Raw genomic sequence first — 11,529 nt, forward strand, 5'->3', positions numbered from 1 at the left:
TACAAGCAGCAGCTTAGAAAACTCTTACACCACAAATTTAGAAAATTATTTCAAAATCATCACCGTACCAGCAGAAAAAGCAGAACGCTGCGATTGCCGCTCCTTTTCAGAAGCAATAACCAAACCATATTCCGCCAATGGGCCATTTGGACCAATCATTTGATCAGAAAGAAAAAAATCAACATACTCCCGCAAACCTGGAACGATACCTAAATGCGCTTTTTTAACATAGAAAAAAAGTGGGCGAGAAACCGGATATTTGCCATGAGAGATTGTTTCAACGGTTGGCGCAAAACCATTAATATCTGCAACCTTTAGCTTATCAGCATTATTTTCATAAAAAGACAAACCAAAAACACCAACCCCTGTTTTATTAGAAGTTAAACGAGCAAAAGTTTCAGAATAATCACCATCAATATCTATAGCTTTTCCATCCTTACGCACTGCAACACATGCAGCATGAATCGCCTTATTATCCATCCCCATAGATTTCATCGCATCAACTGCTCCACTCGCTTCACAGCCTACAGCGAGCAACTTTTCTTCAAAAACTTCACGGGTTCCATGTTTTTCTCCAGGAATATAAGCGGCTATCGTCCAATCGGGAAGATCGCTATTAACTGCGTTCCATTTCGAAACGTTGTTGGACTGCAATTTCCCGTCCACAACAACCTGTGCAGCAAGCGCTCTATAAACATCCACTGGCTGCAATTTCCAATCAGGACCATTTATATCTGTTGCAAAAACAATGCCATCATACCCGATGCGTATTTCTTCAACATCTTTTACACCGGCATCAAAACAAGACTGCAATTCACTCGGCTTCATTGCCCGTGAAGCATTAACGATATCAACTGTGTTCTCTCCAATACCACGGCAAAATTCTTTAATACCAGCACCCGAACCACCCGATTCGATAACGGGAACCTTAAAATGAGGATAAGTTTCTCCAAATATTTCAGCAACAATTTTTTGATAAGGTAAAACGGTAGATGAACCAGTAATCTGAATTTGATCGCGTGCATTGCCAACATTCACTGATAACAAAACCGCGAAAACCAGTCCCACTCCAACTGATAACAATCTGCTCATCCATAAACTCCTTAAAATGTGAACCAAGATCTCTTGTTTCTATCATACGATGATTTGCATTTTACTTCACATTTGTATTATGATAAATATGAAAAGTGATATTTATGATTTTTCTTACAAAATCATGCGTGGCTTTTAGTTCAAGCAAATTTAACTTGAACGTTTCAACTCAACAACATCCCAAAAAAGATGTGCGATATCCGCACCACCAAAGTGTTTAATTTCACGAATTCCAGTGGGAGAAGTGACATTGATTTCTGTTATATAATCTCCAATCACATCGATCCCTACAAGAAGAAGTCCACGTTTGCGCAAAGCTGGAGCAATACGGTTACAAATTTCATGATCACGTTCTGTTAAATCAATATTTTCTGCACGCCCTCCAACATGCATATTAGAGCGCACATCCATTTCTACTGGAACACGATTAATCGCTCCAACAGGCGTACCATCAAGCAAAATAATCCGTTTATCCCCATTCCGCACTGCATCCAAATAACGCTGCACAATAAAAGGTTCACAATAACTTTTTGCAAACATTTCTAAGAGTGATGATAAATTGCGATCATCCTGTTTTAGATGAAAAACACCTGCCCCTCCATTGCCATAGAGTGGCTTAATAATGATATCGCCAAACGTTGCTCTAAAATCCGTTATTTCTTTAATATCTTTTGTAATTAATGTTTCTGGCATTAAATCAGAAAATTCAGTAACAAAAATCTTTTCTGGGCTATTGCGTACCCACATCGGATCATTCACAACTAATGTCTTAGGGTGAACGCGTTCTAGTAAATGCGTTGTGGTAATATAATTGAGATCAAAGGGGGGGTCTTGGCGTAAAAGAACCACATCCATATCCGTTAACTCAGTGCGTACAGACTCCCCTAATTGGTAGTGATGTCCCTCTTCATCGCGTACAATCAACGGCTCTAATCGTGTAATGACACAACCATCGCGCATCGATAAGCAATCTGGTGTATAATGAAAAAGTGTATGTCCGCGTTCTTGCGCTGCTAATGCAAGCGCAAATGTCGTATCTCCTTGAATTCGAAGCGTTGAAATATGATCCATTTGAATGGCAATTTTCATGAATAAAACCTCCTACGACTCACAGAGATTGATCTATGCGCCATAAACTTAGTAAACAATAAAAGAACTATGACAAGAGAAAGCCTATGATACAAGAAGCTGATAAAAAATTAAGCAACAAAGAAATTGAACGCTATGCACGCCATATCCTTTTGCCTGAAATTGGTGGCGTGGGTCAACAAAAGCTCAAAGTCGCACGTGTCCTTGTCGTTGGCGTGGGTGGTCTTGGTGCCCCTGTGCTAACCTATTTGGCTGCAGCAGGCGTTGGAACCCTTGGAATTGTTGATGATGACATCGTTTCGCTTTCAAATTTACAACGCCAAATTATTCACAAAACAAACGCAATTAACCAAAGAAAAACGGAGAGTGCTAAAGCCGCTATAAAAGAAATAAATCCCCATATTACAGTTGAAAAACACAATCTAAGGCTGGATAAAAGTAATGTGGATAAATTGTTAAATGCCTATGATATCATTGTTGATGGCAGTGATAATTTTGCCACACGCTACCTGCTTGCTGATCACGCTGCCCAATGCGCAAAGCCTTTAATAAGCGGTGCTGTAGAACGTTTCGATGGCTCACTAACGGTGCTCATGCCTTATAAAGACAATAATCCTCACTATCGCGATTTATTCCCAAACCCGCCTGCTCCAAATACTATCCCAACATGTGCTGAAATCGGAATCATAGGTGCTTTACCCGGTGTCATCGGGACACTACAAGCAATGGAAGCCATTAAACTGATCACAAATATTGGTGAACCTTTAGTGGGAAAAATTCTCCTCTACAATGGATTATTAGCGCAATTTCGTGTCATTGTCTACAAGAAATAATACATTGATTTATAAAGATAATTCATCGTTTTTTCATATTAAATGAGAGACCCGAATACCGTAAGATTCTCTCATTTCAAATCTCTTTATCTTGAATCAATCAAAACCACTCATTTGCACATAACAAGTGGGATGAGTGTGTGGATCAAATTTGTATAAGAAAGGAATAAAAATGGCTCTTATGAACCGTCTTAATGCAAGATCTGTCGCAACATTGGGGGCTGGCAAATATAATGATGGTGCCGGCTTGCTTCTTCACAAGCGGATTCCACTATGCAATAAAGGTAAATTTGAGTGGATTAAAAATTATGTTGAGACCCCAATCACCTCTCTTTTGAAAGTGCTTTACTTCTGAAATAGTTCATCTTTTGTCGGCTTTGGTTCACCTTCTTTATTATCCATTGGCAAAGGAACAGGATGATCGGATAAACTGCGTAAATAAAGTAAAAGATCGGCACGGTCTTGATCATTTTTAATCCCACGAAAAGACATAATTGTCCCTGGAAATGCTTTACGCGGTGATTGCAGATAACGATCTAAAGTCACAAAATCCCATTTTTTATCAGAATTCATACGCAACGCCCGTGAATAGGCAAAACCTTTTGCAAATGCCAAAGGGCGGTTAACTATCTCCCAAAGTGGTGGACCGACACGACCAGATTCATTCCGTCCAGAAGTGTGACATATGGCACATTGGCGAAAAACCTTACGTCCATTTTCAAAATTGCCTTGTTGAAGACGATCACTTAATGACAAAGAAGGAGAAGATGCCTGTTGTTTTTTCTTGAGCATATCATTTTCTGTAACTGTATGAGAAGGTTGAACTGATAGAGAATTATCGTAGACTATATCACTGAGTGTGGAGATCCCCACCACAATAAGCAACACAAAAAGACAAGCACAAATAAAAGAGATAACTGTTGAACGCTTCATAAAAATTCAAACATTTATATTTTCATTACCGCTTTTAGTTTAAGCTTTTTCCATATAATACACAACATTATAAACGTAACACATACGGCATTTGGAACTTTGCAATGGCGCTTGAACCAATTATTCTTATTCCCGCCCGTATGGGCTCAACCCGTCTATCCAAAAAAGCTCTCGCTGAGATCGCTGGAAAACCGATGATTGTTCATGTTGCTGAACGAGCAAAAAAAGCTGCAATAGGACGTACTATCGTTGCAACAGATCATAGGGATATAGCCAAAGTCGTTACAGATTATGGGCATGAATGTATCATAACACACCGTGATCATAAATCTGGATCTGATCGCATTTATGAAGCTTTAACCCATATCGATCCTGAACAACGCTATAATGCCATTTTGAATGTACAAGGTGATCTGCCAACAATAACGCCTCATGAAATCATCAGTACTTTACGTCCTTTAGAAAATAGCTTAACTGATATTGCAACTTTGGGCGCTAAAATCGTCGAGGAAGATGAAAAAAGAGAGCCGAATGTCGTCAAAATTATTGGTACACCGCTTTCTCAAAATCGCCTTCGTGCTCTTTATTTTACCCGTGCAACAGCGCCTTATGGAGATGGTCCTCTTTACCATCATATTGGCATATATGCCTATCGACGCAAAGCGTTGGAGCAATTTGTGGCGCTTAAACCCTCTCCACTCGAACAACGTGAAAAACTTGAACAATTACGCGCACTAGAGCATAATATGCGTATTGATGTAGAAATAGTGGATACAATTCCCTTAAGCGTTGACACGCAACGTGATCTTGAAAAAGTATGTAAGATTTTAGTATGAAAACAACAAACAAAACCAATAAAATCTCCTTCCAAGGAGAATATGGTGCAAATTCCCATATTGCTTGTTCTAATATGTTTCCCAATATGGATGCTGTACCTTCTACTACTTTTGAAGATGCGCTCAACTTAGTGGAAAATGAGCAAGCTGATCTTGCTATGATTCCTATCGAAAATACTCTTGCTGGCCGTGTTGCAGATATTCATCACCTTTTACCACAATCATCCCTCTACATTATTGGTGAATATTTTTTGCCTATCCATTTTCAACTTATGGTTTTACCCGGCGTTACACATGCTGAAATTAAAACCGTCCATAGCCATACACATGCCCTTGCACAATGCCGTAAAATCATACGAAGCAATGGTTGGATACCTGTCACTTCTGCTGATACCGCTGGAGCTGCAAAATTTATTAAAAAAAACGCAAAGCGTTCACAAGCAGCCTTAGCGCCTCTGATCGCAGCAGAACTCTATGGCTTGGATATTCTTGAAAAAAATGTTGAAGATAGTCCTCATAATATTACCCGTTTTGTCATCCTTTCACGTTCTCAACAACATGTGCCAAAACCCCAAAATGGCGAAAAAATTATCACGAGTCTTCTTTTTCGAGTGCGCAATGTGCCTGCTGCCCTTTATAAAGCCTTGGGAGGATTTGCCACAAACGGCATCAATATGACAAAATTAGAAAGCTACCAAATTGGTGGAAATTTCAATGCAACACAATTTTTCGTCGACATCGAAGGGCATCCTGAAGATCCCATGATGCAACTCGCCCTCGAAGAGCTCGCTTTCTTCTCTGCTGAATTTCGTATTATTGGCATTTATCCGGCTCAAAATGATCGAACACCTGTATAAGGACAATTAAATTACACTATTTTATTGACATCGAAGAGTATACTGAAAAACCCTATGATGCAACCTGCCCCAGAAGAGCTTGCTTTCTTTTCTGTTGAACTCTTTTTCATCAGAACACTCGTGAAAAACTTGAACAATTACGCGCACTAGAGCATAATATGCGTATTGATATAGAATAAGTGGATGCAATTCCCTTAAGCGTTGTTACACAACGTGATCTTGAAAGAGTACGGCTGATTTATAATTAATTTTATTTTTAGAATGAAAAGAGAAAATGTCATGAAAAAATTCTTCACTAAAGGATTATTAGCTGCAAATATTTTCATTTTCTCCACTGTTGCATTCGCTGGTTTTGGTGAAAGTGAATGGAATTTTGCGCTGGGTGAAAGTGTTAAAATTGGTAATCCAGAAAATGACATGCGTAGTGGTGTTGAATACGGTTGCAATAAATTTATGCCTGAGAAAGTATCATTTACTTTATCGTACTCTGCCCCTTCTGACTTAGAAAAGTTATACATTAAGACTGATGATAAAAATAAAATAACGCATGATAAAGAAAATAAAATCTTTACTCTGAAAGATATAAAATCCCTTGATATAGGCTTCCCTCCAGTAGGAAATTATATTTTTAAAAATATCACTGAGCAAAGAGTTATTGGAATAGATTGCGATACAGGGGATTTTTAATTAATGATATTCTAAGGGTGCCTGAGAGTGTATGAGAAGACCTGCGCCAATTGCTCAGGTAAACCTTTTTTCGAAATTAGGTGTAGTCAACTCTCAAGTCATGATTTTCTGTAGTACTGAGTTTTATACTTATACGATAACATCAAACTGTCTAACATAACTCAATAGTGAGCAGCTTTTGTAGCCAATGAAATTGTTTTATATTAGAGCGTTTTTTTAATAAGAACATCATATCCCCCCGCACAGGGATTGAATCATCTCAGAATTACTGCAAACCATACCATAATACATAAAAAAGAAATGACAAAAAGCCCTGCCTTCAGCTTGTACATGTATTTTATATCTTACCACCAAATATAATAACAATGGAAAATAGTAGATATGTTCCATTAACAGCAAAATGAATGCCACAACACACATGAACAATTATAGTCTCATTTTATTTTAACCATGCTCAAACCTATGACTGCATTGCGTTGTGCCCCTATTCATTTAAGCTTGTTCAAAGAAAACTAACTTTATTTTTTTCAAACTGTTAAAGAATTTATCAACTCTTTAAAATGATATAATGCCGATTACGCTACACTCATTTAGCAACAGTATTTTCCCCAATTTTCCACTTCCGACCAATTGAATGAGCTAGCTGCTTCAATAAAATTGATAAATCTCCAATCTCTTCGTCGTCCACAGCATAAAAATAAGTTCAAAGGAAAAATTCTTCGTTGTTCTTTCCATATTTTTCGTTTCTTAACTTGATTTTTCATTTTAAATCGACAATATGAGCTTGGGAGGTTGGTGGTGGACGAACTACTCGCCAACCGGGTCAGGTCTGGAAAGAAGCAGCCCCAACGAGTTTTGGTACGGGTCATCGTACCAGCCTCCTCTTTTTTAGATAAATCATATTTTTGTCGTTGTTCAGTGCAATATCTTTAGTCTTCATAACAGTGTTATGTGTGTAAATGACCAAAGGGATTTTTGGCTATCTTTAGGCAAATGATACCATTTCTTAAAAAAATAAATTGATTGAGAAAAAATCCTTTTATATTAAAGTGCAGTGTTAGCTCGTACCTGCGTGTTAGCGAAATGTACTCATAAAGAGCTTCAAAGTTGGAATCATTGATGAAAAATATGCCGATAGAAACAACCTATCGCGTTCTTGCTCGCAAATATCGACCTCAAAATTTCTCTGACCTTATTGGTCAAGAAGCAATGGTGCGGACTCTTACAAATGCCTTCGAAAAAGGACGTATTGCGCAAGCATGGATGCTAACGGGAATTCGCGGAGTAGGTAAAACCACAACAGCGCGTATTTTGGCACGTGCGCTCAACTACAAAACAAAAGATATCGATCAACCAAGTACCGTATTGAAAACGCTTGGTGAGCATTGCGCAGAAATCATTGAAGGACGCCATATCGATGTTATAGAAATGGATGCAGCTTCGCATACGGGTATCGATGATATTCGTGAAATTATTGAACAAATACGTTATCGTCCTGTTTCTGCACGCTATAAGGTTTATATTATTGATGAAGTGCATATGCTTTCAACGCAAGCATTTAACGGCTTATTGAAAACACTTGAAGAACCACCAGCGCATGTAAAATTTATTTTTGCAACGACAGAAATTCGCAAAGTTCCGATTACAATTCTTTCGCGTTGCCAGCGCTTTGACCTACGGCGTATTGAATCAACAGTTTTGGTCACTCATTTACGCCAAATTGCTCAACATGAAAACGTCGAAGTAGAAGATAAAGCGCTCTTTATGATTGCACGCGCTGCAGAAGGCTCTGTACGTGATGCACTGTCTATTTTTGACCAAGCGATTGCTCATAGCAATGGCAATGTCAGCGCTGTTGCAGTGCGCACAATGTTAGGATTAGCTGATCAAGCACGTATTATTGATCTTTTTGAATTCATCATGAAAGGTAACATTGTAAACGCATTGCATGAATTACGCAGCCAATATGATGCAGGTGCTGATCCTCTCACGATATTAACAGAATTAGCTGATTTTAATCATTTGGTCACGCGTTTACGTTTTACTCCAGAGATAGCCGAAGATCTCTCGCTTACTGAAGATGAGCGTTTGAGAAGCTTAGATTTTTCACAAAAACTTTCCGTTCCTGTTTTGTCCCAAAACTGGCAAATGTTACTCAAAGGCTTACAAGAAGTTAGTCAAACCACACGTCCCCTTCAAGCTGCTGAAATGCTCTTGATTCGTCTAGCTCATACTTCAGACCTTCCAACTCTTGGTGAAGTTTTAAAAAAGCTTGAGCAAGAAAAAACATCTCTCACAATTGTCGACAATTCTTCTCATCAAAAATCTGCAAATGCAAATGATACAACAAAAATAGCAGTTGTAGATACCCATCCTTTTCCACGTGTTTCAAATGCACCAATAAACCAACAAGATTTTAAAAAAACCTTGAAAAACCAATTGGACCACTCCTTGCAATCACAAGATTCATTGAAGGCACAAGATTCATTGAAGGTTCAAACTGCCCAAAACACCCCTTCCCCTAGAATGACAGAAGTTCTTGAAGTTTCTCCGTCTGTTTTCCCGTCTGAAAATATTGCAAATTTACCACATTCGTCTAAACAAACAGCAGAACAAATAACTGAACCCCAAACCATAGTTATTGATTCTCTACATGATATTATTAAATTAGCTGAGCAGTATAATGAGATCTCTTTTAAACTCCTTGTTAAAGAGTTTGTTCATCCCGTTTCTTTTGAACCGGAGCATATCACTTTAAGGCTTGCTAAAGATGCTCCACGTTCACTAGCTAATGATATCAAAAAAATGCTATCTCAATGGACTGAAAAACGCTGGAAGATAACCTTTGTCAACGAAGGAGGAGGACCAACCTTACAGGAAGAAAATGTAGCTATTCAAAAAAAACTGTTTTCTAATGCAGAAGCAGATCCTGATATAGCTAAAATTCTTAACTATTTTCCAGAAGCAAAAATTGTCGATATTCGTCTGAATAAACAAGAAAACAATCTTGATTTACTCCCCGATACCTTTAAAAATACTGATACCTTTGAAAATGAAAGTGATATCAATGATGAATAAGGATACCTGTTCCTATGCGTGATATGATGAGCATGATGAAAAAAGCCAAAGAAATGCAAGAAAAAATGCAGCAAATTCAAGAGGAAATGGCGAATTTGCAAGTGATTGGTATTGCCGGCGGAGGGCTTGTTAGCGTCACTTTAAATGGCAAGAATACCATAACCGCAGTCAAAATTGATCCTTCATTACTCAAACCCGAGGAAGCTGAAATTCTTGAAGATCTCGTTATGGCAGCCTATAATGAAGCCAAAACAAAAATTGAAACAGCTATGGAAGAAAAAACCAAAAGCATGACAGCAGGGCTACCACTCCCATCAGGTTTCAAACTTCCGTTCTAATGCGCTGAATTTTACTTAATTCCTTGGAATAAGAGCATGTCTAAACACATCGCAGGACCTGAGATTGAGCGTCTCATTCAGCTTTTAGCGCGGATACCAGGCCTGGGTCCGCGCTCAGCACGCCGAGCTGCACTTCATCTTATCAAGAAAAAAGAGACATTGCTGGAACCTTTAGGAGCAGCAATACAAGCTGCTGTAGACAAAGTCTGCATTTGCTCGGTTTGTGGTAATGTAGATACAACTGATCCTTGCTCGATTTGTACAGATCCGCGCCGCGATGATACAACAATTATTGTTGTTGAAGATATTGCCGATCTTTGGGCTCTTGAGCGTGCAAGAACTTTAGCAGCACGTTATCATGTCTTAGGGGGACGGCTTTCTCCACTCGATGGAATAGGACCTGATGAACTCAACATTACCTCCTTAGTACAACGTGTTGTACAAAATCCAATTACAGAAGTTATTCTAGCCGTAAATGCTACGATTGAAGGACAAACAACAGCGCACTACATCACTGATCAGCTCACCAATTTTTCAGTTAAAATTACCCGACTTGCCCATGGAGTCCCCGTGGGAGGCGAACTGGATTATCTTGATGATGGAACCTTAGCTGCTGCCTTACAAGCAAGGACGAATCTATAAAACTCGCTTCTAATGCCTGTTATCTCTTCTTACCTGTTACCTGCTCTTGTTTTTTTATGGGGGAATATCAAAATGCCAAAGAAAAAGCTTTCACTTGTGAACAATTTTGGTCCAGGTATCCTAGTATGTCTGCTCATATCCATCTTAGCTTATGGTTTAGAAGTGATAGAAAAACAGCTTTTCTCAGAAACGTGGCTCGAAAGCCTTGTTTTGGCAATCCTCTTAGGATCCATTACCCGTAGCTGTTTTAATCTGCCAAAATATTTCCAAAAAGGTATAACCTTTTGTGCAAAGACGCTTCTTGAAATCGCTATTGTTCTTCTAGGAGCAAGTATTAGTATCCACGCAGTTCTTTCAGCCGGTTGGAATTTACTTGCTAGCATCGTATTCGTTATATTTATAACTATCCTCATCAGTTTTGCTATAGGCAGACTTTTTGGACTTTCTGCAAATTTAGCAATGCTGGTCGCTTGTGGTAATGCCATTTGTGGCAATTCAGCTATCGTTGCAACTGCCCCTGTCATCCATGCTAGACATGAAGATGTCGCAGCATCAATTGCTTTTACGGCTCTTTTAGGGGTTCTTATTATTTTGCTTCTCCCTTTTTTACATCCACTTTTGAATTTGTCATTTAACCAATACGGTGTGCTTGCAGGCATGGTTGTTTATGCTGTACCACAAGTTTTGGCAGCAACAACCTCTGTCTCTTTTGTGAGCGTTCAAATTGCAACAATTGTCAAATTGGTGCGGGTTTTAATGTTGGGCCCTGTCATTTTTATCCTATCCATCATCTATCGCCGATCAGCACAAACACATTTTTATCTACACACGCTCGTCCCATGGTTTATCATCGGTTTTATTATCATGATGCTTATGCGTTCAAGTGGTCTTATCCCTGAAACGGCTATAAACCCGATCAGACTGATTGCTCAAGTGTTCACTGTCATTTCAATGGCAGCTTTGGGATTAGGTGTTGATATTCGTTCATTTAAAAAAACAGGGGGGCGTGTTATTTTAGCTTCAACCTCCTCCATACTCCTTCTCGGCGCTTGTAGCTTTATCATGATAAGGTTGATTGATCTGAACTCTATAACATTTTGAAATAGCAATCTTAAATGCTTTTTCTTTTTTCAACGTAGCATAC

At 38.8% G+C, this 11,529-nt stretch carries 11 protein-coding genes, 1 other RNA gene and 2 pseudogenes; 11 read left to right on the forward strand and 3 right to left on the reverse strand.

Annotated features, from left to right (window positions below):
- Window positions 1–45 precede the first annotated feature (45 nt).
- Entirely contained in the window at window positions 46–1,092 is a 1,047-nt protein-coding gene (locus tag ABD915_RS02850) for a substrate-binding domain-containing protein (RefSeq protein WP_345114891.1), read from the reverse strand.
- A 150-nt stretch (window positions 1,093–1,242) separates the two neighbouring features.
- Window positions 1,243–2,181: a glutathione synthase gene (gene gshB / locus ABD915_RS02855; protein ID WP_345114894.1), complete on the reverse strand. Its 939-nt coding sequence runs from the start codon at window positions 2,179–2,181 to the stop codon at window positions 1,243–1,245.
- Between the two features lie 86 nt (window positions 2,182–2,267).
- Here gshB and ABD915_RS02860 point away from each other — a divergent pair, with 86 nt between their 5' ends.
- Complete coding sequence (locus tag ABD915_RS02860) at window positions 2,268–3,014, forward strand: molybdopterin-synthase adenylyltransferase MoeB (RefSeq protein WP_345114897.1); 747 nt, start codon at window positions 2,268–2,270, stop codon at window positions 3,012–3,014.
- Between the two features lie 172 nt (window positions 3,015–3,186).
- Window positions 3,187–3,324, forward strand: a pseudogene (locus ABD915_RS02865) (integrase); the annotation flags it as partial.
- Window positions 3,325–3,359: 35 nt separating this feature from the next.
- Here the strand turns inward: ABD915_RS02865 and ABD915_RS02870 are convergent.
- Entirely contained in the window at window positions 3,360–3,947 is a 588-nt protein-coding gene (locus ABD915_RS02870; RefSeq protein ID WP_345114899.1) for a c-type cytochrome, read from the reverse strand.
- Between the two features lie 104 nt (window positions 3,948–4,051).
- On the opposite strand from ABD915_RS02870, the gene ABD915_RS02875 reads away from it, so the two are divergent.
- The 9 genes and pseudogenes from ABD915_RS02875 (at window position 4,052) to ABD915_RS02915 (ending at window position 11,486) form a co-directional block, all read left to right on the forward strand.
- Window positions 4,052–4,783, forward strand: coding sequence for a 3-deoxy-manno-octulosonate cytidylyltransferase (locus ABD915_RS02875; RefSeq protein ID WP_345114902.1), 732 nt, complete (start codon window positions 4,052–4,054; stop codon window positions 4,781–4,783).
- A complete protein-coding gene (locus ABD915_RS02880; RefSeq protein WP_345114905.1) occupies window positions 4,780–5,640 on the forward strand; it encodes a prephenate dehydratase in 861 nt (286 codons plus the stop codon). Before ABD915_RS02875 ends, ABD915_RS02880 begins: the two co-directional genes overlap by 4 nt.
- A 119-nt stretch (window positions 5,641–5,759) precedes the next feature.
- Window positions 5,760–5,888: pseudogene (locus ABD915_RS02885) on the forward strand (3-deoxy-manno-octulosonate cytidylyltransferase); the annotation flags it as partial.
- 31 nt (window positions 5,889–5,919) lie between these two features.
- Window positions 5,920–6,327, forward strand: coding sequence for a hypothetical protein (locus tag ABD915_RS02890; RefSeq protein WP_345114907.1), 408 nt, complete (start codon window positions 5,920–5,922; stop codon window positions 6,325–6,327).
- A gap of 787 nt (window positions 6,328–7,114) precedes the next feature.
- Window positions 7,115–7,212, forward strand: an RNA gene (gene ffs / locus ABD915_RS02895) — signal recognition particle sRNA small type.
- A gap of 234 nt (window positions 7,213–7,446) precedes the next feature.
- A complete protein-coding gene (locus ABD915_RS02900) occupies window positions 7,447–9,405 on the forward strand; it encodes a DNA polymerase III subunit gamma/tau (RefSeq protein ID WP_345114910.1) in 1,959 nt (652 codons plus the stop codon).
- Window positions 9,406–9,419: 14 nt separating this feature from the next.
- The gene (locus ABD915_RS02905; RefSeq protein WP_345114912.1) at window positions 9,420–9,743 is read left to right on the forward strand and encodes a YbaB/EbfC family nucleoid-associated protein; all 324 of its coding nucleotides are present in this window, start codon (window positions 9,420–9,422) and stop codon (window positions 9,741–9,743) included.
- A 36-nt stretch (window positions 9,744–9,779) separates the two neighbouring features.
- Window positions 9,780–10,385 carry a recombination mediator RecR gene (gene recR, locus ABD915_RS02910; RefSeq protein WP_345114915.1) on the forward strand — a complete coding sequence of 202 codons (606 nt, stop codon included), beginning with the start codon at window positions 9,780–9,782 and terminating at the stop codon, window positions 10,383–10,385.
- Window positions 10,386–10,457: 72 nt separating this feature from the next.
- A complete protein-coding gene (locus ABD915_RS02915) occupies window positions 10,458–11,486 on the forward strand; it encodes a YeiH family protein (protein WP_345114918.1) in 1,029 nt (342 codons plus the stop codon).
- The last annotated feature ends 43 nt before the right edge of the window (window positions 11,487–11,529 follow it).

It is taken from the genome of Bartonella jaculi (assembly GCF_039543045.1).
In the GTDB taxonomy this organism is placed as follows: domain Bacteria; phylum Pseudomonadota; class Alphaproteobacteria; order Rhizobiales; family Rhizobiaceae; genus Bartonella; species Bartonella jaculi.

What these genes read in the sequence shown, in the direction of transcription:
- ABD915_RS02870 (WP_345114899.1), bottom strand. Translation starts at nt 3,947, where the DNA reads ATGAAGCGTTCAACAGTTATCTCTTTTATTTGTGCTTGTCTTTTTGTG.
- ABD915_RS02880 (WP_345114905.1), top strand. Translation starts at nt 4,780, where the DNA reads ATGAAAACAACAAACAAAACCAATAAAATCTCCTTCCAAGGAGAATAT.
- ABD915_RS02890 (WP_345114907.1), top strand. Translation starts at nt 5,920, where the DNA reads ATGAAAAAATTCTTCACTAAAGGATTATTAGCTGCAAATATTTTCATT.
- ABD915_RS02905 (WP_345114912.1), top strand. Translation starts at nt 9,420, where the DNA reads ATGCGTGATATGATGAGCATGATGAAAAAAGCCAAAGAAATGCAAGAA.
- ABD915_RS02900 (WP_345114910.1), top strand. Translation starts at nt 7,447, where the DNA reads ATGAAAAATATGCCGATAGAAACAACCTATCGCGTTCTTGCTCGCAAA.
- gshB (WP_345114894.1), bottom strand. Translation starts at nt 2,181, where the DNA reads ATGAAAATTGCCATTCAAATGGATCATATTTCAACGCTTCGAATTCAA.
- ABD915_RS02850 (WP_345114891.1), bottom strand. Translation starts at nt 1,092, where the DNA reads ATGAGCAGATTGTTATCAGTTGGAGTGGGACTGGTTTTCGCGGTTTTG.
- ABD915_RS02875 (WP_345114902.1), top strand. Translation starts at nt 4,052, where the DNA reads ATGGCGCTTGAACCAATTATTCTTATTCCCGCCCGTATGGGCTCAACC.
- ABD915_RS02860 (WP_345114897.1), top strand. Translation starts at nt 2,268, where the DNA reads ATGATACAAGAAGCTGATAAAAAATTAAGCAACAAAGAAATTGAACGC.
- recR (WP_345114915.1), top strand. Translation starts at nt 9,780, where the DNA reads ATGTCTAAACACATCGCAGGACCTGAGATTGAGCGTCTCATTCAGCTT.
- ABD915_RS02915 (WP_345114918.1), top strand. Translation starts at nt 10,458, where the DNA reads ATGCCAAAGAAAAAGCTTTCACTTGTGAACAATTTTGGTCCAGGTATC.